The sequence below is a fragment of the Prochlorococcus sp. MIT 1341 genome, assembly GCF_034092415.1.
In the GTDB taxonomy this organism is placed as follows: domain Bacteria; phylum Cyanobacteriota; class Cyanobacteriia; order PCC-6307; family Cyanobiaceae; genus AG-363-P08.
Map to the genome: position 1 here is coordinate 1107182 of NZ_CP139304.1, position 22769 is coordinate 1129950.

At 41.6% G+C, this 22769-nt stretch carries 23 protein-coding genes; 11 read left to right on the forward strand and 12 right to left on the reverse strand.

All coding sequences use genetic code 11. The features are described from left to right. Nucleotides 1–37 precede the first annotated feature (37 nt). Nucleotides 38–586 (reverse strand): hypothetical protein, encoded by a 549-nt coding sequence (locus SOI84_RS05675; RefSeq protein WP_320673603.1) that lies wholly within the window; start codon nt 584–586, stop codon nt 38–40. On the opposite strand from SOI84_RS05675, the gene SOI84_RS05680 reads away from it, so the two are divergent. Next, nucleotides 585–1760, forward strand: a complete 1176-nt coding sequence (locus SOI84_RS05680; RefSeq protein WP_320673604.1) for a cysteine desulfurase family protein — start codon at nt 585–587, stop codon at nt 1758–1760. The genes SOI84_RS05675 and SOI84_RS05680 overlap by 2 nt on opposite strands. 61 nt (nt 1761–1821) lie before the next feature. On the opposite strand, the gene rsmH is transcribed toward SOI84_RS05680, so the two are convergent. Then, nucleotides 1822–2739 carry a 16S rRNA (cytosine(1402)-N(4))-methyltransferase RsmH gene (gene rsmH, locus SOI84_RS05685; RefSeq protein WP_320673605.1) on the reverse strand — a complete coding sequence of 306 codons (918 nt, stop codon included), beginning with the start codon at nt 2737–2739 and terminating at the stop codon, nt 1822–1824. A gap of 45 nt (nt 2740–2784) precedes the next feature. On the opposite strand from rsmH, the gene SOI84_RS05690 reads away from it, so the two are divergent. Together SOI84_RS05690 and SOI84_RS05695 are read left to right on the forward strand one after the other, a co-directional pair. Beyond that, nucleotides 2785–3969, forward strand: coding sequence for an NAD(P)H-quinone oxidoreductase subunit H (locus SOI84_RS05690; RefSeq protein WP_320673606.1), 1185 nt, complete (start codon nt 2785–2787; stop codon nt 3967–3969). 11 nt (nt 3970–3980) lie between these two features. Beyond that, nucleotides 3981–4445, forward strand: a complete 465-nt coding sequence (locus SOI84_RS05695) for an acyl-CoA thioesterase (RefSeq protein ID WP_320675374.1) — start codon at nt 3981–3983, stop codon at nt 4443–4445. A 64-nt stretch (nt 4446–4509) separates the two neighbouring features. On the opposite strand, the gene SOI84_RS05700 is transcribed toward SOI84_RS05695, so the two are convergent. Genes SOI84_RS05700 through menA form a run of 3 tightly spaced genes read right to left on the reverse strand, consistent with a single transcriptional unit; the run spans nt 4510 to nt 7683 of the window. Then, nucleotides 4510–5742 (reverse strand): AMP-binding protein, encoded by a 1233-nt coding sequence (locus SOI84_RS05700; protein WP_320673607.1) that lies wholly within the window; start codon nt 5740–5742, stop codon nt 4510–4512. Then, nucleotides 5739–6701: an o-succinylbenzoate synthase gene (gene menC / locus SOI84_RS05705; RefSeq protein WP_320675375.1), complete on the reverse strand. Its 963-nt coding sequence runs from the start codon at nt 6699–6701 to the stop codon at nt 5739–5741. Before menC ends, SOI84_RS05700 begins: the two co-directional genes overlap by 4 nt. 7 nt (nt 6702–6708) lie before the next feature. Continuing rightward, a complete protein-coding gene (gene menA, locus SOI84_RS05710) occupies nt 6709–7683 on the reverse strand; it encodes a 2-carboxy-1,4-naphthoquinone phytyltransferase (RefSeq protein ID WP_320675376.1) in 975 nt (324 codons plus the stop codon). Between the two features lie 104 nt (nt 7684–7787). Between menA and SOI84_RS05715 the strand changes: the two genes are divergently transcribed. Next, nucleotides 7788–9182 (forward strand): isochorismate synthase, encoded by a 1395-nt coding sequence (locus tag SOI84_RS05715; RefSeq protein ID WP_320673608.1) that lies wholly within the window; start codon nt 7788–7790, stop codon nt 9180–9182. Here the strand turns inward: SOI84_RS05715 and gshB are convergent. Beyond that, nucleotides 9146–10072 (reverse strand): glutathione synthase, encoded by a 927-nt coding sequence (gene gshB / locus SOI84_RS05720; protein ID WP_320673609.1) that lies wholly within the window; start codon nt 10070–10072, stop codon nt 9146–9148. The two genes, SOI84_RS05715 and gshB, sit on opposite strands and share 37 nt — an antisense overlap. A gap of 4 nt (nt 10073–10076) precedes the next feature. Further along, a complete protein-coding gene (gene grxC / locus SOI84_RS05725; RefSeq protein ID WP_320673610.1) occupies nt 10077–10340 on the reverse strand; it encodes a glutaredoxin 3 in 264 nt (87 codons plus the stop codon). A gap of 96 nt (nt 10341–10436) precedes the next feature. On the opposite strand from grxC, the gene prfB reads away from it, so the two are divergent. From prfB to SOI84_RS05755, 6 genes are all read left to right on the forward strand, one after another. Beyond that, nucleotides 10437–11565, forward strand: a protein-coding gene (prfB, locus tag SOI84_RS05730; protein ID WP_320673611.1) for a peptide chain release factor 2 whose coding sequence is annotated in 2 segments (ribosomal slippage) — nt 10437–10511 and nt 10513–11565 — 1128 coding nt in all. Because the reading frame shifts where the segments join, the coding sequence is not laid out codon by codon here. Nucleotides 11566–11575: 10 nt separating this feature from the next. Beyond that, nucleotides 11576–11767, forward strand: a complete 192-nt coding sequence (locus SOI84_RS05735) for a DUF3285 domain-containing protein (protein ID WP_320673612.1) — start codon at nt 11576–11578, stop codon at nt 11765–11767. A 19-nt stretch (nt 11768–11786) separates the two neighbouring features. After that, nucleotides 11787–12365, forward strand: coding sequence for an rRNA maturation RNase YbeY (gene ybeY / locus SOI84_RS05740; RefSeq protein ID WP_320673613.1), 579 nt, complete (start codon nt 11787–11789; stop codon nt 12363–12365). Next, a complete protein-coding gene (locus SOI84_RS05745) occupies nt 12355–12813 on the forward strand; it encodes a diacylglycerol kinase family protein (protein WP_320673614.1) in 459 nt (152 codons plus the stop codon). Before ybeY ends, SOI84_RS05745 begins: the two co-directional genes overlap by 11 nt. A 13-nt stretch (nt 12814–12826) precedes the next feature. Further along, nucleotides 12827–13435, forward strand: a complete 609-nt coding sequence (locus tag SOI84_RS05750) for an aminodeoxychorismate/anthranilate synthase component II (protein ID WP_320673615.1) — start codon at nt 12827–12829, stop codon at nt 13433–13435. A 25-nt stretch (nt 13436–13460) separates the two neighbouring features. Then, nucleotides 13461–14198 carry an MBL fold metallo-hydrolase gene (locus SOI84_RS05755; RefSeq protein WP_320675377.1) on the forward strand — a complete coding sequence of 246 codons (738 nt, stop codon included), beginning with the start codon at nt 13461–13463 and terminating at the stop codon, nt 14196–14198. A gap of 42 nt (nt 14199–14240) precedes the next feature. On the opposite strand, the gene SOI84_RS05760 is transcribed toward SOI84_RS05755, so the two are convergent. The 4 genes from SOI84_RS05760 to mnmE form a co-directional block, all read right to left on the reverse strand. Then, the gene (locus SOI84_RS05760) at nt 14241–15365 is read right to left on the reverse strand and encodes a histidinol-phosphate transaminase (protein ID WP_320673616.1); all 1125 of its coding nucleotides are present in this window, start codon (nt 15363–15365) and stop codon (nt 14241–14243) included. Then, entirely contained in the window at nt 15365–17182 is a 1818-nt protein-coding gene (gene argS, locus SOI84_RS05765; protein WP_320673617.1) for an arginine--tRNA ligase, read from the reverse strand. Before argS ends, SOI84_RS05760 begins: the two co-directional genes overlap by 1 nt. 65 nt (nt 17183–17247) lie before the next feature. Continuing rightward, a complete protein-coding gene (nadC, locus tag SOI84_RS05770; protein WP_320673618.1) occupies nt 17248–18120 on the reverse strand; it encodes a carboxylating nicotinate-nucleotide diphosphorylase in 873 nt (290 codons plus the stop codon). A 71-nt stretch (nt 18121–18191) separates the two neighbouring features. Next, on the reverse strand, nt 18192–19589 hold the full coding sequence (gene mnmE, locus SOI84_RS05775) for a tRNA uridine-5-carboxymethylaminomethyl(34) synthesis GTPase MnmE (protein ID WP_320673619.1): 1398 nt from the start codon (nt 19587–19589) through the stop codon (nt 18192–18194). 102 nt (nt 19590–19691) lie between these two features. Here mnmE and SOI84_RS05780 point away from each other — a divergent pair, with 102 nt between their 5' ends. Then, a complete protein-coding gene (locus tag SOI84_RS05780) occupies nt 19692–20117 on the forward strand; it encodes a DUF2062 domain-containing protein (protein WP_320673620.1) in 426 nt (141 codons plus the stop codon). A 280-nt stretch (nt 20118–20397) separates the two neighbouring features. Here the strand turns inward: SOI84_RS05780 and SOI84_RS05785 are convergent, their stop codons facing one another. Next, a complete protein-coding gene (locus tag SOI84_RS05785) occupies nt 20398–22635 on the reverse strand; it encodes a RelA/SpoT family protein (protein WP_414153626.1) in 2238 nt (745 codons plus the stop codon). Nucleotides 22636–22769: the final 134 nt, after the last annotated feature.

The window sequence follows — 22769 nt, forward strand, 5'->3', positions numbered from 1 at the left end:
GCGTTTAGCTTGGGAAGTTAGTACTGCTTCCTATACCTCACCTTTTTGGAATTCTCAAGACTTCTTGTTTTTCAACTAAAAACGTTGAAAACCCTAATGAGAGGGCCTTTTTCTTCAATGTTGATGGATCTACACCTGCCATCTCAGGAACACAAGCAGCCCACCAAACCAAATGGTCTTCTCTATTTACTGGCGTAATAAGTCCCCCAGGGTTTAGGCGACGCACATAAATTGACTTAGAATCACGCTTAACTCGTAATGGACCTTCGGAATTACACCTAACTGATTCACGTCGGACTTTAAGGTTATAAGGCCATTCCTCCCAAAGCTTAAATCGACGCAGGCTTTGATCTCTCTTATCTATCTCCACTTCATACATCCCCAATACATAATCACCTCCTAGATCTGGTTTCTTGATTAATACAACAAGATTAGGAGGTCTTAACTTCTTCATCTTTTCACTAGAACTCTTTTGGCGAGATACTTCAAAAGCCTCTACTGCTATCCCTCCGAAACACACCAAATAAAAACATCCAACCACGATCACACCGCGTAAACGATTCCAGACAAGGGATGTCCCAATCATGCTTTCAAACCTGAAAAAACAAACCGCAGAAAACTTTCCTATCCACCTGGACTTTCAAGCGACAACCCCCTGCGCATGTGAAGTAATTGAAGCCATGGCCCCATTTTGGTCAGACCAATGGGGGAATGCATCAAGCAAACAACACCGAGAAGGACTAAAAGCAGCTGCAGCAGTGAATCTAGCTAGAGAAAAACTAGCATCCTGGTTCAATGTCAACCCTAAACAAATCATTTTCACAAGCGGGGCAACTGAAGCAAATAATCTTGCACTATTAGGGCACGCGCGAGCAAAAGCAAAATTGCTGAAAAAAAAAGGACACTTAATTACACTTAGGACAGAACATCATGCCGTTCTAGATCCAATGCGGCAACTCCAAGCAGAAGGGTTTGAATTAACTGAAATTCAACCAGAGCCTGATGGACTTCTAAAGCTAGATAAGCTTATTCAAGCTTGTAAAAAAGAAACCTTGATCGTTAGTATTATGGTGGCAAATAATGAGATAGGGGTAATCCAAAATACACAAGAAATTGCTGAGATTTGTCAAAAAAAAGGTATTACTTTCCATAGCGATATTTCTCAAGCTTTTGGCAATCTCAAAACACATTCACATTTCAGTGGACCTGACTTGATGTGTTTAAGTGCTCACAAAATTTATGGGCCCAAAGGCATAGGAGCCTTAGTAATGAATCAAGAAATTATCTTAGAGCCATTGCATTGGGGAGGGGGTCAAGAAAATGGTATTAGGCCTGGAACACTTCCTGTACCTTTAATCATTGGATTAGCAAAGGCAGCTGAGCTTGCAATGAGTGGCCTAAACGAAAGATCAAATAGATTAAAAATGCTAAGAAACCAACTTTGGGAGAATTTGAAAAGAGGTACTCCTGATTTATTACTAAATGGTTGTTTAGAAAACCGCCTGCCAAATAATCTAAATTTCACTGTAACTGGTGTAAGTGGAAGTCAATTACATCGAGCACTTAGACGTTTTGTTAGCTGCAGTAGCGGTTCAGCATGCACAAGGGGTTTACCATCTCATGTCCTTATAGCTCTTGGAAGAACTAAAAAAGAAGCTGAAGCTTCATTAAGATTAAGTCTAGGCAGAGATACCACCTTGGAAGAAATAAATAGAGCTTCCATGGAAATTAGTAAAGTCATATATGAACTAAGAAATTAATAAAACAAAATCTTCTTGAAGGCGAGAACAATCTTAAAATCACCTTGCATAATTAAGGTCACTATGAGACACAATTAACTCTTCTTGCCATCCTGCACTTTGCGGACCTACTGCGAGGGTTAATAGCAACCTCATCTTTGCTTGCTTTCAGTGGCTTACGCATTAATGGGTCGAAACGATCATCCTCCCGAAACACCTTCTTGACAGGTCTATCTTCTAATGAGTGAAAACTAATGACACAAGCTAATCCACCTTCAACAAGCCAGTCAGGGATTTTGCTTAGAAAACGATCAAGAGTCTTTAATTCATCATTAACAGCTATTCGCAAAGCCTGAAAAGTTTTCGTAGCTGGATGAATTCGACCATGACGAATTTTTTTTGGAAAGCAACCAGCAACTGAATATGCCAATGCTGCAGTTCCATCATATTGACCATGCAACTGAAGATCTTTTTTAATGCGCCTAGCAATTCTTCGAGATAGGCGCTCCTCTCCGTATGAGTAAATAATATCTGCAAGTTCTTTTTCACTGACCTGATCGATCAAATCGGCTGCAGTTAATAACGTTTCAGGGTTCATTCGCATATCTAATGGCCCATTACGTTTAAAACTAAATCCTCTTTCAGCACTATCCAACTGTGGGCTACTTACACCCAAATCAGCAAGAACAATTGCAGCCTTCTCGGTTGGCATAAAGTCAGCAAAATTTGTTGCAACTATTTCGACACGGTCCGCAAAAGGTCTTAAACGCTCAGCAGCAGCAACCCGCGCTGCAGGATCTTGATCAAGCCCCACCAAACGCAATGTGGGATAAGCCCTTAAAAGAAGTTCAGAATGGCCTCCACCTCCAAGTGTGGAATCTATTAAAAGACTGTCTTCAAAGAGTTTTAAAGGCAATTTGGAAATGATTTCCATGATCTCATCACCTAAGACAGGAAGGTGTTGAAATGCCGAATAAGACGAAGATAAGTTTTCTGGCATGAGTTCTTCCTAATATCTTGCAATAGCTCCTCAATCCAAAGGGCCATGACGCAGCTTGAAACGCGAACAGAACCCATGGTCGTGAACTTCGGGCCCCATCACCCATCAATGCATGGAGTCCTTCGCCTGGTAGTTACCCTGGACGGCGAAGATGTTCTGGACTGTGAACCTGTCATTGGATACCTCCATCGAGGAATGGAAAAAATTGCTGAGAACAGAACAAATGTAATGTTCGTTCCCTATGTGAGTCGAATGGACTATGCCGCTGGGATGTTTTATGAAGCAATTGTTGTTAATGCGCCAGAGCGCTTAGCAAATATTTCTGTTCCCAAGCGAGCAAGTTATATACGTGTCTTAATGCTTGAGCTCAACCGAATAGCTAACCATCTCCTTTGGCTTGGCCCTTTTCTTGCTGATGTTGGAGCTCAAACCCCATTCTTTTATATTTTTAGAGAGCGAGAAATGATTTATGACTTATGGGAAGCAGCTACTGGGCAAAGATTAATAAATAACAACTATTTCCGAATAGGGGGTGTTGCAAGTGATTTGCCTTGGGGATGGCTTGAAAAATGCAAAGACTTTTGCAATTGGTTTGGCCCGAAAATTGATGAATATGAAAAGTTAATTACTAATAATCCAATTTTCCGCAAAAGGATCGAAGGGTTAGGAACAATAACCAAAGAGGAAGCTATTAACTGGAGTCTTTCTGGCCCAATGCTAAGAGCCTCTGGCATACCCTGGGATTTAAGGAAGGTAGATCATTACGAATGCTATGACGATTTTGAATGGGATGTCCCCTGGGAGAAGGAAGGAGATTGTTATGCAAGATATCGAGTAAGAATTGCAGAGATGCGCCAATCACTGAAAATTCTCCAACAAGCTTCCGAAATGATCCCTGGTGGGCCAACTGAAAACCTAGAAGCCAAAAAGATGTTAGAAGGCAAAAAAAGTTTATTTGCGGGCTTTGACTACCAATACATTGCTAAGAAAGTTGCTCCCACATTTAAAATTCCAAATGGGGAGCTATACACCCGCCTTGAGTCTGGTAAAGGAGAAATCGGGGTTTTCTTACAAGGAAACAATGACGTAACACCTTGGCGGTTCAAGATCCGTGCCGCAGACCTCAATAATTTGCAAATTTTGCCTCACATCCTTAAAGGAGCAAAAGTCGCAGATATTATGGCCATTCTTGGTTCTATTGACGTAATCATGGGGTCGGTTGACCGCTAAGGAAGTCAGTGTTGAAGCAAAACCCCGAAACCTGGCTTGTTTTAAAACGAACTGCACGATTTGGTGATACCGACGCCGCAGGAGTCATGCACTTTCATCAGCTACTACGGTGGTGTCATGAAGCATGGGAAGAAAGCCTTGAAACTTACGGAATACAAAGTAATGAGATCTTCCCGTCATCTCAACTGGGTGAAGATATTCACCCAGTTGGCTTGCCCGTAGTTCACTGCCAAGCCAGCTTTAGAGGTCCAATCTATACAGGTGATGAGTTAATCGTCATAATCAAACCCATGCAATTAAACCCAAACAGTTTTGAAATAACAACGACTTTCAATATGCAGGGAAAGACTTTGGCTATTGGATTGATTCGACATATGGCTATCCATCCTGACACTCGTCAACGCATAGAAATGCCTGACAAGATTCAAAAGTGGTTAGAAGCCTCGTATGTAAACCATGGGCCAACTCCGACTTGAAATTAAAAAAAGAAAAGCTCTTGAAAACACCTCTAAAAAACTCAACCCAAGGTAACCAACCCTATTAAGAGTTCTCACGTAACCAGATCATCCATTTAGCTCGATCCCATTTGCCAGCTTCGGTACGAGAAAGACTCGGGCATAGATACCAAGCAGTAGGTTTCTCTGCAGGCAACCAATCTTCGATAAGTCCAAACAACTTTTGGAACAACACTTTAGGTGTATAGGAACATTGCTCTTGATTCAAGCGCACCAATCCTGCCAACCTATGTCCCCACTCATCATCTTTTTTGGGCAAAAGCAACAAGTTTTCAATTGGCAAACTTGCTTCTCTTACAAGTTTAAATAATCGTTGCTCCAATTGCTCTGGAAAAACAGTTTCACCTCCAGAGTGAACAGCAAAATCTATTCGCCCAATGATCTTCAAACTTACCTTATTAGTAAACTCTTCCAACTGAGCTTTATCAGCGGATCGCCACCATCCATCAATAGAACAGGGTTTCTGCACACCATGCTCTGTAAAACTGCTAATTGCCAACCTGGAAGTACGTATCAATAAAGTCCCATCATTCGACAAACGTAACTCAACATCACTCAAAGGACTCCCACAACCTGTTTTACCTGCCAAAAAATCCTTCGGGGAAAGTGCAGTTACCATAGCCGCAGTCTCAGTAGATCCATAACAGGGAGCTAGAAGCAACCCTTCCAATCTCGCTAATTCTTCCAAACTTTTCGAAAGCTTATCCCCCCCTACCCATATAACAGAAAATCGTTTTAACCACTTCATCCCAAAGGGGTCAGACATCAAGCGTGCCAACTGGGTAGGGACCAAAGAAAGAAGACGAGGTTTTAAAGAGTCCTTTTCTTCAACGCGACAAAACTCTTCCAGCAAAGCTGGATCATGCATTAATTCTCGCGAAAGCGAGACGTATTTAACTCCCCAAGATTTACTCCTCCACAATGGCATTAAGCCACTGACATGGTGAAGGGGCAAAGGATTAAAAATCACACAGTCTTTAGGATTGATTCCCAGATCGCCAAGCCAGCTTGCGGTAGCGTTAGCTGAGCGATCTAAATGCCTACAAGGCTGCAAACAATACTTCCTAGAACCAGAGCTACCACCACTCGCCACTACGACACCAGGGCCTAAAGGTAAACAATCCCTGGTAATCAAGCGGTTAGTAGCGGGGTATGGCAACAAATGAACCCAAGAACCATTTTTAAGCTCTTTAAAAAGCTTCTCAATACAGAGGTTTATATGCTTTGGATTACATTCAAGTAGAACTAAATTACTCATATTGCTTGCCAAACAATCTCAGGATTATCGCTAAACAATTTGTCTTGCGGGAACCAACCAGGTGCAAGGCCTGGAGCGGTAGGAGTAGGGCCATTGTGTTGTATAGCCGCCAAATGATTCACCCATCTACGGCCAATACCTGTCTCAAATGCAGTACTAATCATTCTATGAGACCTACCCCGTTTTAAATCATTTAATAAGGGGCGAGGATCACCATCAATAACTGGTCTTCGTACCTGCCAACCAAACCACGATTCCCGTAAAGACGTATCTGCTAACAAAGACTCATCGAGCGCAACAGGGACATATGTAGCCAAATTAATTAAGCCCTCCAAGTCATTAACTGGCAAAGGTTGTTCAAACCATTCCAACCTTTCTTCATGTCGCAAGTGATTAGCCCAATTCTTTGCAATAGCTCTATTCCAACCACCATTGGCATCCAGTCTCAAACGAATATTTTCGGGAAGAATGTCTAGCAACTTATCCAAAATAGAAAGCTCCTCATCCACTGATTCAACTCCAACCTTCCATTTAAAAGTGAGAGAATTTGTTTGTTGAGAATAGTGTTTAAGAAATACCTCAACATCTAACAAAGCCTGATGACCTTTAGATAAAAGGAATGCAGACTCTGGAGCTTCTAACCAATCTGAAGGGTAATCAAATAAACCATCAAGCTCTCCTAATGCCGCGCCGATTCCAAAGGCAAATGCACTTGGAGCCTGCATTAAAAAATCTTCCAAACTTCTTCGAGTCATTTTGCTCTGTAGAACATCAAACAAATCAAAACATTCCTTGAAGTCATCTAAACCCAATGGTGAAACCTCTCCCCAGCCACATCTCCCCAAAGAATCCTGTATACGAATTAACCAACCACTTCTTTTGTGAAGAATGCCATGTGAAGTTTGTAAAGGTCTCAGCAACCGAAATGAATAAGGCTTGAAATGAAATCTTAAATCCACAAATAGGTCAACCAATTCTTAGTAAGCCAAACTCAAAAAAACGAGCCAAAGCAAAGCCAATACTTAAACCCAAACCATTAAGAGCCTGAAATCTCAATGCTAAAAACTTACATCCACTTATCTTCTCAGGTTGATCGTGATAGGCATGTAATAAGCGTATTAATTTAATTCCTGAAGGCAATCCCAAAAACCCTAACAAAGAAGTAATAGGCCATTTGCCCAAAAAGACTGGCAGCAATTCCACAGCAAATATTGCAAACAAAAACCATGGAACAAGTCTCGCCGCACGCCTTGTACCCAAACGAACCAAAGGTGATCTTTTACCATGAGCAGCATCTTCATCAACCTGATGAAAATGCGAACAAAACAAAACAAGAGTTGTTGCAAGAGCAGGTCCCGATCCCAATCCGAGAGATAACGCCCACGGCACTACCGATTCATTGATTGAGATAGGAGCTAAAACTAGTAATGCCGCTGCAGTAGCAAAGGGTCCGAATGCAAGCCAACAAAGAGGCTCCCCTAGCCCTTTATAACCCAATCGAAAGGGGGGGCCTTGATAAAGATATCCCAAAAAGCAACTAAACAAAACCAGTCCAAATACTGCGAAGCTACTTCTCCATGCCAAAGTGAAAATAATGAGCAAACCTAAAAGCAGTGCGCAATAAGCCAGACGCCCAACCATCCCTCTTTCACCTAGAAGTTTTACGACCGAATGCGGTTTAGCAAATTCATCTACACCTGTTTCATCATCAAAAAGATCATTAGTTAAGTTTTCCCAAAGCAATAAAAGGACCGAAGCAAGCAGAAATCCAAACAAATGATCAATTCGGACAAAATCACCTGCCCCGAAGCGCCAACCAGCCGCCAAAAGTACTGGCATCACAGCAACAGAGTACAAAGGCCACTTAATTGCAGCCCTCCAAAGGCGAACTTTTTCTGACTTCAACGCATGAAGGGATACAACAGCCTTATGGTCTTGCATGTAATCAATCCCCCTTTTACCCACGTGACGGTTTATACATTTGAGCAGCCCCTGCAGTAAATCTGCACTGAAGGATGAAAGCTGATCCAAGCTTCAGCGAAATCATGAACGCATCATCCATAGGTTGGTGCGACAAGAAAGGTGATGAAGGTGTTCTAAGCATTGCCTTACCGATCAAAAATGCAGACCCACTGGAACTATTACCCGTAATAGCTGAAGAACATCAGTTTCGCTTCCTTTGGGATGAAGCTAAAGATCTAAGTCTTGCAGCTGCAGGATATTGCCAAAAAATAGAGCTTGCTGGTCCTAAACGTTTTGAATTAGCACAACGTTTTAGCGATGCAACTTTTGGGAAACTAACAAATGCATCCCCTAATACATATCCTCTAGCTAGACCAAGGATCCTCTTGGCTTTTTCATTCTTTAAACAAGCAATGGAAAGACTGCAGAGCCATGAAAACATCCCAGCAATGCAAGCTGTGCTGCCCAAATGGCAAATAAGTCGGCAAGGAGAAAGTGCGTGGTTACGCCTTAACGGAATAGTCACTCATGAAGCAGATGCAAGAGAGCTTGCTGAACATCTTTGGATAATGAAAGAAGCTCTAATGAGCAATCACAAAAAAACAATCACTACCAATACCTATAGCCTGGCTCATTACCAAAACTCAAAAGACTGGCAAAACAGCTACATGCCAGCCTTAAGTAAAGGCATTGAATTAGTAGAAAATGGACAACTCAACAAGCTAGTACTGGCTGTGAGGCAATCCATACAACTCAAAGAATCCTTAGATCCTTTGCAACTGTTATCTCGTCTTAGAAAGCAACAAAATGGAAGTTGTAGATTTCTCTGGCAAAGAAAATTTGGCGAAGCGTTTTTTGGAGCCTCACCTGAAAAACTCCTAAGCCTAAAAAAAGGCCACTTCTACTGCGATGCTTTAGCAGGAACTGCTAGTCGCAATGACAATGGTTCTCTTCTTCTCAAATCAAACAAAGATAGGTTGGAACACGAACTAGTTGTAAATGAAATAACTCAGCAACTCATTAATGAAGGCCTAGAGCCAAAAAGGCCAAACAAACCATGCTTGGCAAAATTTGGGAAACTAGTACATCTTCATACTCCGATCAAGGCTATATCTAACAATCAAAGAGCATTATTGCTGGCCGAAAAATTACACCCAACTCCAGCTGTAGCAGGATTACCTCGCAAAGAAGCCATATCCTGGTTGAGGACATTAGAACCCTTTGAAAGAGGGAACTACGCTGCACCTATAGGGTGGATTGATAGTGAAGGAGAAACCGAATTAAGAGTGGCGATAAGATGCGGAACAGTGAAAGGAAACTTGTTAGAACTAACTGCTGGAGCTGGACTGGTAAAAGGATCAATAGCAGAAAAAGAACTCGAAGAGGTTGGACTGAAACTAACTGTTCTTGCTGACCAACTAGCGGCAGTGCAATGTGATCCTCACGACAAAGAGTTCAAAAGGCAATCGATGACTTGATCTGCAAGTGGAATTCCCATAAGTCTCTCTACTTCCCTGATTCCTGTAGGGCTAGTCACATTAATCTCGCTAAGGATCCCATCAATCACATCTATACCAACAAAAAAAAGTCCATTTTCTCTTAAAGCTGGAGCAATCTGTTCACAAATCTCATTTTCAACTGAACTGAGCTCTGTTGCCTCTGGAGTTCCTCCAACTGCAAGATTGCTACGGAAATCTCCCCGTTTAGGTCGCCGATTAACTGCTCCTAAAGGCTTCCCATCTACTAAAAGGATTCGCTTGTCTCCATTAAGCACTGCAGGAAGAAAACGCTGGATCATAACTGGCAAGCGTTCCTGATCCGTGACCAACTCAAGCAAAGCCTCCAAACCTGGGGCTGACTTTGCCACGCGAATTACACCTTGCCCTGCTTTACCTCCTAACGGTTTAAGTACAACCTCGCCCTGTTCACGAGCAAATGATGCTAGAGCAGTTACTCGACTACCTACAAAAGTAGGGGCCATGAATGAACTGAAACGCAATGCACCTAACTTTTCATTCCATGCTCTTAGAGAACTAGGTTTATTGACGACTCGAACTCCATCACGCTCAGCGAGTTCTAACAAATGGGTTGCATAAAGATATGCAGCATCAACAGGTGGATCCTTTCGCATCCAAATGCAGTCAAAATCAATCAACTGACAAGCCTCTGGCTCGCCTTGCTGCAACCAAGGCTCAGGAATGACATGAGAAGCAATAGCCCAAGAAGTGGAAGCTTGAGCCTGAAGATCTGAAGTTGTACAAACCCAGACCCCTATTGAAGCTCTATGAGCCGCCTGCATAAGAGCAACTGAGGAATCCTTAGAGGGGTTGATTAGCGGGATAGGGTCCAGTACAAATAGGTGTCGCATAAAATCAACCCACTAAACCAAGCAAAACATCCAACTGTTTTGTACTTTCCAATGCATATAAATCATCACATCCACCAACTGGCTTTCCCTCGATAAATATCTGAGGAACAGTAGTTCTGCCACCTGCCCTGTTCGCCATACGAGTTCTTGCTTCATTATCGCCATCAATGGAATACTCCTCATATCTCACTCCCTTTCTTTCAAGCAACATTTTCGCCCGTATACAAAATGGGCAAGATTGCCATGTATAGATCTCAACCTTGTTCATAATGAAAAAAACATTCTTAATCATCCTATGAATTGTGATTCTCAGTCGTTGTACTGATAACTTCAAGACTAAATTATCCGCTACCGTCCTAAACCATTGCAAGATCTAACAGACTTCAAACGAGACCTCTCACTCCTCACTGAGCGCCTGGGCAAAGCCCAGGACTGTCTTTGACGTCCCCGCTCTTACCGCACAGCAAAAAGACCTTGAAAAATTAGCCTCTCAAGCAGGGTTTTGGGATGATCAACAAAACGCACAAAAAAAGATGCGGCTTTTGGACGAAGTCAAAGCACAATTGAATCTTCTTGTAACTTGGAACAATGCAATTAAGGATGCAAAGGCGACTCTAGAGTTATATGAATTAGAGCCTGATGAAGAGATCCTAGAAGAATCTCAAATAGGTCTTAAAAAACTTTGCAATGACTTGGATAGATGGGAATTAGAAAGACTGCTCAGTGGTCCTTACGATCAGGAAGGGGCTATTTTGTCAATCAATGCAGGGGCTGGTGGAACTGATGCTCAAGACTGGGCACAAATGCTTTTAAGGATGTACACCAGATGGGCAGAAGATCATGCCATGAAAGTAACCATCGATGAAATTTCAGAAGGAGAAGAAGCAGGTATCAAAAGCGCTACAATTGAAATTGAAGGACGTTATGCGTATGGCTATCTACAAAATGAGAAAGGTACACATCGCCTTGTAAGAATCTCTCCATTCAACGCTAACGATAAACGGCAAACCAGCTTTGCAGGTATTGAGGTAATGCCCAAATTGGATCAAGAAGTTGAACTAGATATACCTGAAAAAGATTTAGAAGTAACTACAAGCCGCTCAGGAGGTGCAGGTGGTCAAAATGTAAATAAAGTTGAGACAGCTGTTCGTATTCTCCACATCCCTACAGGACTTGCCGTTCGATGTACTCAAGAAAGATCCCAATTGCAAAATAAAGAAAAAGCAATGGCACTTTTAAAAGCAAAGCTTCTTGTGATTGCACAAGAACAACGTGCCGCTGAAATAGCAGATATCCGTGGAGATATTGTTGAAGCTGCCTGGGGGAACCAAATTAGAAATTATGTCTTTCATCCATATCAAATGGTCAAAGACTTGCGCACAGAAGAAGAAACGACAGATGTGCAAAGTGTTATGGATGGAGACCTAGACAATTTCATCCAAGGCCTACTTCGCCAAGGAGTAGAAGATCTTGAGAAGAACTTAATAGAGTAACTAAAATCTTATGAACATTAAAGAATCTACAGAAAATCAAAAAATGAAAAAAGTTACTCCTCCAAGTTTTATCAAACTGGCAATGAGAAATATGGTGAAGAAAGGGAGGCAAAGTATATTCCACTTTGGCTTGACAGCAATTGGTTTTATTATTTTTATTTTAATCATAGCGTTTCTAGGACGCCCAACCTTACCTCATTAATTTCAGAACTTACAAGACAATGTTAAAACGGTTAGAGTTGGACCTAGCATTTACAGTTACTTCCAAGGAGCTAATATCTGAGAGTGCAAGTGTAAATAGCAATAGAGGACTAGAAAATTCGACTTTTTGGCATGATGAGTTAATTCGTTGGATCTCTTTTATTCAAAGAAATAAACATATAAAATGCCCTGAATTTATTAGAGATAGCTTATCATTCAGCCTTGGTCTTGAAATGACAGATGACTCAACAATTACCGAAATAAATGAGGCTTGGAGAGACAAGAAAGAAACGACTGATGTCCTTTCTTTTCCAGTCCTGGACAATACATTTGTCATCCCAAAAGACACATGCATTGAACTAGGTGACATCATAGTGTCTGTCGAAAAAGCAAGTATTCAAGCCTTGACACATGAACACTCATTAGATGAAGAACTACGGTGGCTTGTCAGTCATGGTCTCCTTCATCTTTTGGGTTGGGAACACTCAAACGACAAGCAATTAAAGGAAATGTTGATTTGCCAAGAAAAACTTCTAAATATCAGAAGCGATGCTGATCGCCAAATCAATTCCATTCAAGGGAAAACCAATGATCAATGAAAAGACAGATTCAGTAAAAGAAGAACGCATTTCTTCAACCAGCCAAAGACTCAAAAACACTAAAAGAGATTCCTGGAAAATTGCAGGAGATCTTCCATCGAGTTTTAAATATGCTCTCCAAGGCCTAGTCTATACCTATGGAACCCAAAGAAATTTCCGGATCCATATATTAATTAGCACTATAGTTTTAGGATTAATATTCTGGCTGAAGTTAAGCTTAATAAAATCAGCAATACTTGTTCTTACAATTTCATCTGTTCTAATTCTTGAATTAATAAACACTGCTATTGAAGCTGTGGTAGATCTATCAATAGGTCGACAATTTCATCGACTCGCAAAGATTGCAAAGGACTGTGCAGCAGCAGCTGTTTTAGTTGCCTCGATAAGTGCTTTGCTAATAGCCTTCCTTATCCTTGTTCCACCCTTGCTAATCCACCTGGGTTCCTAACTACGTATAGCCGATGCTTCTTGTAATCGATAACTATGACAGCTTTACCTTCAACCTTGTCCAATACTTGGGAGAACTGGCCTCAAAACACCCTATTGCAAAAAATTTGCGTGTAGAGCGTAATGACGCGATTGAACTCAATCAAATTAAAGATCTAAAGCCATCAGCAATAGTTCTCTCACCTGGGCCTGGCGATCCAAATCAGTCCGGCATTTGCCTTGAAATCCTTAAAAAGCTAGCTCCATCTATACCTATTCTTGGAGTCTGCCTTGGTCATCAAGCTTTAGCCCAAGCGTATGGAGGCAAAATAATTAGGGCAAATGAACTTATGCACGGAAAAACCTCCAAAGTCATCCATACAGGTGAAGGGATATTTACTGATCTACCACAACCACTGACTGCTACCAGATATCACAGCTTGATTGTTGACAGGTCTAGTCTCCCCTCGTGCCTTGAAGTTACGGCTTGGTTAAAAGACAAAACGATTATGGGTTTGCGTCATCGTAAGTTTTCTCATCTTCAAGGGGTTCAGTTCCATCCTGAAAGTGTTCTAAGCGAAGCTGGTCATCAACTACTAAGCAACTTTTTAGTCATGGCTGAGAGCAACTCCAAAGACTGCTAACTTTCTTGCTAATCCATTATTCGTGATGAAACCCTTTAACTGGATATCACAATCTTTCGTTCTCCCGATCATATCAACGATTGGAATCCTGATTTCTACACTGAGCGCAGTAGAGGCAAGTGGTGTAACCATTAAAAGTTACGGGCATAGTGCATTACTAATTACTGGCAGTGGGAAATCCGTTCTAATAAATCCTTTCAAAGCCGTTGGATGTGCCGCAGGACTAAAAGAACCAAAACTTGATGTTGATCTAATTCTTGCTAGTTCAAAATTGGCAGATGAAGGGGCTAAGGTCGCGAACGGAAAGCTCCTTGTAGAGCCAGGCTCTTATCGAATAAAAGGCCTTAATCTGGAAGGGTTCGCCGCACCCCATGATCGGCTGAACGGTCGGCGATTTGGTCAAGCCACGTTATGGAGATGGCGACAGGGAGGACTGACATTTGCCCATCTCGGAGGCAGCGCTGCTCCTCTGACAGGTGAAATCAAAGTCCTATTCGGACAGCCAGATGTTCTTATTATTGGAGTGGGTGGCGGAGCAAAGGTCTATAACGGGATTGAAGCAGCAAAAATAGTAAAAGCACTTCAGCCGAAACATGTGATACCTGTTCAATACACCAAGGGCTCTACTCCGAAAAACTGCGATCAAAAAGGCATTGCACCCTTCTTAAATGCCATCAAAGGAACTCCCATTAGCAAACCAGGTAAATCTCTAACCATCTCAAACAAGCTCAGCAATTCAATCGTGATTAATATTCTGGAATGACTAACACCAACTCGAACAAACAAAAATGAAATTTGCTATTAGCTAGTTTGCAATCTTACTAAGGGTGGAAAAAACATCCCAAAATTGTTCCATTTGACTTTGAGTGCCGATGCTTACACGTAAGGATCCATCAATTAAAGGTTTTCCACTCATTTCTCTTACAAGGATTCCTGATTCTTTCAAAGAATTTGACATTTCTTGGGGATCAATTGTTGGCCATACGAGAAAATAATTACCTCCGTCGATATGATGTTTTATACGGCTACTCACTAATTGACCCTTAATCCAATCACGAGCCTGTAGCACTTGAGAAACATATGAGTCCACATATGCTTGATCAGACAATGCAGCAAAAGCAGCAGTGACAGCAAAGCTATTAATGTCATAAGGCCCTGTCACGCGACTTACATAATCGATAACTTCAGAACAACCAATTGCAAAACCCATACGCAAACCTGCTAAACCAGCAGTCTTTGCAAGCGACCGTAAAACCAAAAGATTAGGTGCCATATTGAAATCGACATTAGGTAAGACACTATCTCCAGAAAATGCCTCATAGAGCTCATCAACAACAACAAGTGTTCCTGGAGAGTTAACAGCCATATCAATCAGTTTTTCTGGAGCCAACCTTGTTCCCGTTGGATTATTTGGATTGCATATAAACAAAAGTCTTGGATTCCTTTCTAAAAGAGTTTTACGAATAACTCTTAATGGAAATTGAAAATCTTCGCCCTCATAAGGAATCGATTGAACATCCATACCTTGCATTTGAGCACACGGGGCGTAATAACCAAAGGTTGGTGATGTAGTCAATAACTCCGTACTACGATCACCATAAGCATGAAAAATGGCATGAATTGCAGCATCAACTCCATTGAAAATGCCAACTTGGTTTAAAGAGAATCTATTCTTCAGACCTTGAAGCCTAAGGTTATCAATGAAAGCCTCTCTAAGACCGCCATACTCTGGATAAATAGCTATTTCACTAGCCGGAATATCTCTAAGAGCATTTACTACAATTGGGCTTGGACCAAGTGTATTCTCATTAAAATCCAACCTTAAGAACTGTCTCCTGCCTTCGAGTGGTGCTGAATATGGATTCAAATTATCAACTTCTAGTCGTGGCGTAGGCCTATGAAGAAAAGAAGATTTATCACTCGAAGTCATCACATTCGCTCCAAAGTAGGAATTCCCAATAAAGACATTCCCAATCGCAGAGTATCGGCAGTTAAACGGCACAGTGCCAATCTAGAAACTCGCTGATGCTCTTCTGCCTTCAATACAGGAACTTGGTCATAAAAGCGATTAAAGATCTGACTTAATTCAAATAAATAATTACAAAGCCGATTAGGGAGCAACTCCTTCTCAACTAAAACGACAACTTGATCAAACTTGAGCAATTCTCGAAGCAATGTCCATTCTTGAGGCTCAGAAAATTTGAGGTCTTCAGAAGTCATGCGACACTTCCCTCCCTTGCGATAAATTCCAGAAATTCGAACCAAAGCGTATAAAAGGTATGGAGCTGTGTTTCCCTGTAAAGAAAGCATTCTGTCAAAACTAAACTGATAATTTGTAATTCGGTTTTGACTCAAGTCTGCATACTTCACTGCAGCAAGTCCAACTGTCGAAGAAACTTTGCTAATAAATGCAGCATCCTCATTCCGACCCTCTACTTTCAAACGTCTGCAAAGATCTTGTTCAGCCCTCTCAACTGCTTCATCCAACAAATCCCTCAAGCGCACTGTGTCTCCAGAACGAGTTTTAAGTTTCTTACCATCCTCACCTTGAACCAAGCCAAAAGGAACATGTTCAACAGACCTATTTGAAGGAATCCATCCAGCTCTCTTTGCGACCTGAAAAACACCAGCAAAATGATTAGATTGACCTACATCTGTTACATAGATAACACGACAAGCTCCATCACCTTTCGGAATAGGCTGAAAACGGAATCTAATGGCAGCTAAATCAGTTGTCGAATAATTAAACCCCCCATCACGCTTTTGCACAATCACAGGTAAAGGCTTTCCATCTTTACCAATTAATCCTTCTAGAAAGACACATTTTGCTCCATCATCTACAACTAAAAGACCATGGTTGTCTAAATCCTCTACGACTTCTTGAAGATAGGGATTATAAAAAGATTCACCACGCTCATGTAGACGTATATCCAACCTATCATAAATACTTTGAAATTCTTTACGGGATTGCGTACAAAGTAAAGACCACGCTTGCAAGGATATTTCATCCCCCATTTGAAGCTTCACCACCTCTTGACGTGAATCCTCTTGAAAAGCTTTGTCCGTATCAAAACGATGCTTTGCCTCTCTGTAAAAAGTCACCAAATTTCCCAGATCAACTGCGTCAGGAGTCTCAAGTGCTGAAGGCGCCACCTTTTTAAGGTGAGTAATCAACATCCCAAATTGCGTTCCCCAATCACCTACGTGATTAAGCCTAGATACGGAATAACCACGAAACTCAAGCACCCTTGCCAAGCAATCTCCAATAATTGTGGAGCGTAAATGTCCAACATGCATTTCCTTAGCGATATTTGGGCTAGAGAAATCAACTACTACCCTTAAATTGTCTTTCAGCGTCTTGTCACTATCAACGAGTGGCACTCCTAACCTTGCATCTTTCAAGCGAGCCTGAAACTCAGAAATCAAACATTGAGACCTAAGTGTGATATTGATAAAACCCGGTCCAGCAATTTGAGGTAATTCACACAACTCTAAAAATTGATCATCATTCGCCAATTGTTCTTTAACTGCTAAAGCAATCTCACGAGGAGGTCTCCGCATGGGTTTCGCCAACGCTAAAGCACAGTTCACCTGAAAATCTCCAAACTCTGGTTTTGTGGCTGGCACTAATTGAGGGTCTAACAAGAAACCTGAAATGCTAGACGTTACAGAGGATTCCGACTCTGCAATAATCTTTTTCAGAGCCATTCGAATTCTGGTTTCTATTTGATGAGAGATAGAAAGCATTAGCGTTTTAGAAATAAAGAATTGGAATCGGCGCTAGAAAGAGGTGACAGCACAAGGCAACAACATCAAACATTCTTTTCAAAGCGCAAGCTGAAATCAAGCCAAGTGCTTTTGGTAATTGATGCACTGCTCGAAATAAAGTCAACACCTGTAGATGCATATTCCTTCAAAGTAGTTGGGTTAACACCCGATGCCTCAAGAACAATCCGGCCAGGTCCTCCCTCCTTCATAAGTGCTGACGCTAGCTCCCGAAGTCGAGGAACCAGAATCCTTAACTCAGAAAGAGAAAACTCATCAAGTAGTACACCATCAACACCAAGGCAAACAGCTTCCTCTGCCTGTATTGAAGTCTCTGCTTCAACAATCAAGCTAGATGGCCAAGGCAATGTTGACCTAACAGCTCGTACTGCAGCTTCAATTCCTCCTGACCAAGCGATATGGTTTTCTTTCAGCATTGCAGCATCATCTAAACCAAGACGATGATTAACACCGCCTCCACAACGCACCGCATATTTTTCCAATACACGCAATCCGGGCGTAGTCTTTCTAGTGTCTACAAGCTTCACAGAAGTACCATTCAACTCTGCTACTAAGGATGCTGTAGCAGTAGCTATACCCGATAGATGCATCGCAAGGTTTAACGCTGTTCTTTCTCCTGCTAAAAGACTCATGGCAGGTCCCTCTAGTTCTAATAATTTTTGTCCGCTTGCAATAGTTTCTCCATCCAAAACTAGCTGACGAGTGTTAACCAAACCATCTAGTCGCTGAAACACTCGTTCAACTAAAGGTCCCCCACAAAAGATTCCTGATTGCTTGGCTATTAAATTTGCTTTGCCATAACCCTGATTAGTTGCACTAGCTGTTAAATCACCACGTCCTAGATCCTCCTCTAGGAAAGTGTCCAAAAGACGATTAATCCATGGAGAGACGAAATCCAAAACGCAAATTCAAGTATAAATTCTGGCTAAAGCCTATTCATAACTCTACCTAACCAAGAAAAATGCTGATCTTATTTACCGATACAAAACCGTGAAAAGATTCGATCAAGTACAGCCTCCGTTACTTCCTCGCCCAAAACCTCTCCCAAGCTATGAATTGCATCACGCAAATCAATAGTCCAAAAATCCCACGGCAGCTTCTCATTCGCAACCTCCTGAACACGGGCCAATGCTGCAAGAGCTGCTAATGCAAGATCCCGTTGTCGTTCATTAAGCGAAATTATCAAATTTTCGGTGTCAGTAGCACCACAAACTTTTAAAATTGCTTGAATTACATTCTCCTCACCAGCTCCTGTAAGAGAACTCATAATCACATTAGGAGAACTTTCTTCATGACAAGAAGAACTATGGTGCCGATTATCAGAATCCAAAAGATCCGCCTTGTTACCAATTAGAAGGCGTGGGATATCAGCTGGAATCTTTTCTAATAACTGAGAATCTGCCTTAGTCCAACCAACCCCTAAATCAAATACCAACAAAACAACATCTGCTCCTAGCAAGACTTCATAGCTACGATCAATCCCAAGGTTTTCTAATGAATCCTTTGTTTCATGAATACCTGCTGTATCTATCAAAGTAATTGGAACACCATTTAAATCCAACGAGCTTTCTAATAGATCTCTTGTTGTACCTGGTAAGTCAGAAACAATTGCTTTGTTATGGCCACTTAATCGATTAAGTAAAGAACTTTTCCCAACATTTGGGCGACCAATTAAAGCAACTCGAAGTCCTTTTCGAAACACAAGACCTCTTTCTGAGTCTTGAATTAATTGTCTTAATTCCAAAGAAACTGTTTGAAGTTCATTGAGAACCAAAGCACTATCCAATTTCGGCAAATCCTCTTCAAAATCTACACGTGCATCTAATTCACTCAGTTGATCTAACAACCTTTTTCTAAGTAGCGTTATACGACGCTGGATGCCTCCGTCCAATCCCTTCATTGCTAACTGAGCCGCTCTACGACTTCGAGCAGAAATAAGTTCATTTATTGCCTCAGCACTAGTGAGATCTAGTCTTCCGTTTAGAACAGCACGTTGACTAAACTCCCCAGCCATAGCCCTACGTATACCTGGTTGCGAAAGCACCCGACCCAACACACGCTGTACAGATATCAAACCTCCATGGCAATGAATCTCCACAACATCCTCACCTGTAAAACTTCGCGGAGCCTTCATGACTAAAATCAAAACCTCATCCAAACGTTCTGTAGGACTTTCACCCAATACATACCCATAAAGAATGCGATGACTTTCCCAAAGCTGAGTCCCGGGAATGGAAACAACATTCTTAACAACACTCTCGGCATCTGGCCCAGAGACCCTCACAATGGCAACCCCTCCTTGAGCGGGAGCTACTGCAGTTACAACAGCTGCAATAGTTTCATGATCAAAGGTTGATAAAGAAGACATTGGCATGAAACCCTACTCACTCTCTACGATCGTCTGCATCGTTCAACAATCGTATCTCTGAGATTGCTTAACATTAAATTCCTACGGCAACCAAAAAAAAAGTTGTCCAAGTCACTTAGATGGATCTGGCACCATAAAGGTTCTGCTGGCGAACGTGCAAAAGGACTTGCAGTAGGCGTATTTAGCGGATGTTTCCCATTCTTTGGATTACAGACACTTTTAGGCATCAGTCTTGCGAGTGTTATCAAAGGCAACCACCTCCTAGCAGCTATAGGAACATGGATTAGCAATCCATTCACTTATCTTCCTCTATATTGGATGAATTATTATGTTGGATCAACACTTATAGGCAAACAAGAAAACTTTCCCAATATAAGCAACCTCGACTCACAAGAAGTTTGGTCACAAAGTCTAAGTTTTATTGTTAGGGTAATTTTAGGCTCTTTCATTGTTGGAGGTATTGCGGGAACTCTTTCTGGGGCTATCTACTACCACATCCTAAAGAAGTTGAGTCGAAGTGCTAAATAGATATTCAGCGTATAATCTTAATCAAGATAAAGACAGTCCTATTGTCCATAATTTACTTTAAAAGACCCTTATCATCTCTAACTAAGCATAAAAAGAAGTGCAACCATAACTGATTGGAAGTACTTACAAAGCTTATCAACAGACACTCTGATTGATTTCTTGCCTATTCCAATTAAGAATTCTGATCCAAATCTTAGAAAAAGAATAAACAAATGATTGATCAAAAGATCAATCATTTGTTTATTGCGAAGTTGAACAAAACTTTTAATCTACAACGTATCTATCCCAAGCCAATACGTGCAATATCTAGGACATCAGCCATTGATCTAATTTGTTCAACTGTTTTAGAAAGTTGGGAAGAACTTTTCAATTCTACCCGCAAATCAATACAAGCTGGCTTGCCATATGCGGTCTTTACGCGTGCATCACTAACATTAATCCCACTATCTGATAAACGCATCAAAATATCCTTTAGAATACCTACACGATCAATGACTTCGATTCGTAACTGTACTGGAAATCGTTGTGATTCATAGACTGTCCTCTGATTCCAACGAACAGGTAACCTCCTCTCACTCGGTGTAGATGACACATTGGAGCAATCCTGACGATGAATCGTAATGCCGTGGTTACCTAAAGCCACAGTTCCTACAATTGCTTCTCCAGGGAGAGGACTACAACAACCACCTAGACGGTATTCCAGTCCTTCAATACCTATAATTGGCTCACCCTCTCTATGAGACGTCTTCGAGGGGTTTAACTCATTCTTGGTAACTATACTTCGTGCAACATCGTAATTAGTTTCTAAATGGTCAGGAACTAAATTCTGTAGACGTACCTCCTCTCTCAATCGATTAAGAACTTGCTGCAATGTTAAGGCTCCAAACCCTAAAGCAGCTAATAAATCATCTGTGGTTTGCAAATTACAGCGCTCAGCCACTCTGGTCATTGCCTCACTACTAAGTAAGGCGTCAAAACCATTTCGTCCCAACTCTCTCTCCAATAACTCCTTTCCTCTTTGAATTGTTTCATCTCGATGGCTTCTCTTGTACCACTGCCGTATACGATTACGAGCAGTTGGTGTCGCAACAAAATTCAGCCAATCCAAACTTGGATGGGCCGTTTTACTCGTTAATACATTTACAAAATCACCATTTTGCAAGGGTGTTGATAAAGGACAAAGTCGATCATTAATCCTCGTTCCATGGCAATGATTACCAACTTCCGAGTGAATCCTATAAGCAAAATCTACAGCAGTTGATCCCTTTCGAAGGCCTACAACATCACCTTTTGGAGTAAACACAAAAACCTCTTCATCAAAAAGATCTTCCTTGATTGAAGCCAGATAATCATTATGGTCATCATTACCTCCTTCTTGTTGCCACTCAACTAACTGACGTAACCAATTAAAGCGCTCTGCATCTCCAGAAGCTGGCGATCCACCCTCTTTATACTTCCAATGCGCAGCAATGCCAAACTCTGCAACCCTATGCATTTCTGGAGTCCGAATCTGAACTTCAATTGGCCTATGTCTACCAATAACAGCTGTATGGAGCGACTGATAGCCATTCGGTTTAGGTAAACCAATGTAATCCTTAAAACGACCTGGGATAGGGCGAAAAGTATCATGAACGACCGCCAATGCTCGATAACAAGCCTCTACAGAGGGCGCAAGTATGCGAAGAGCTGCAACATCAAATATTTCATGAAATGCCTTTTGTTGACGTTGCATCTTGCTCCAAATTCCATAAAGATGTTTTGGCCGGCCACTAATCTCGCAATTTCCAAGATCCATAGATCTCAAACGATCACTTAACAAGTTCACAGTTACCTTCAAGCGATCTTCTCGCTCACTGCGCTTAGTAGAAACTTGTTGTTGAATCTCACGAAAATCATCAGGTTCAAGCAATTTGAATGCCAAATCCTCCAATTCCCATTTGAAGCGACCTATACCTAAGCGATTAGCTAAGTGAGCATAAATTTCTCTAGTTTCACGTGCTATTCGCTGCTGCTTATCAGATTGAAGAGAAGAAATAGTGCGCATGTTATGGAGCCTATCTGCCAATTTCACCAAAACAACCCTGATATCACTTGCCATTGCCAAGAACATTTTGCGAAGATTTTCAGCCTGAGCTTCTGTCCGATTCGTGAAGTGAATTCCTCCTAGTTTTGTCACTCCTTCCACTAAGCCACGTACTTCAATTCCAAAATATGCTTCTAACTGCTCTGGAGTAACGTCCGTATCCTCAACGACATCATGCAAAAAACCAGCAGCAATTACTGATGGGCTTGATCCAATATCCCAAAGGAGATCAGCCACTGCAACTGGATGAACTATATAAGGCTCTCCACTGGCTCGAAATTGACCCTCATGAAGCTGAAAAGCAAAGTCAAACGCTGCCGCCAACAAGGCCTCAGAATCCAAAGGGCAGCATTGTCCAACCCTTGGAGGAATTTTCTTAATACAATCTTGTAACCAATTCGGTAGATCAATTCCGTAATCCTCAATTCTCCCCATAGGGGTTGAGCTCACTGAAAGAACCCCACTCAAATCCGAGTCACAAACCTTACTAGCCTGCTTGGGATCAATCTGGGAACTGACGTTAAGCATCCACTAAGCCTGATAATTCCATGGTATTCAGGCCTTATAAG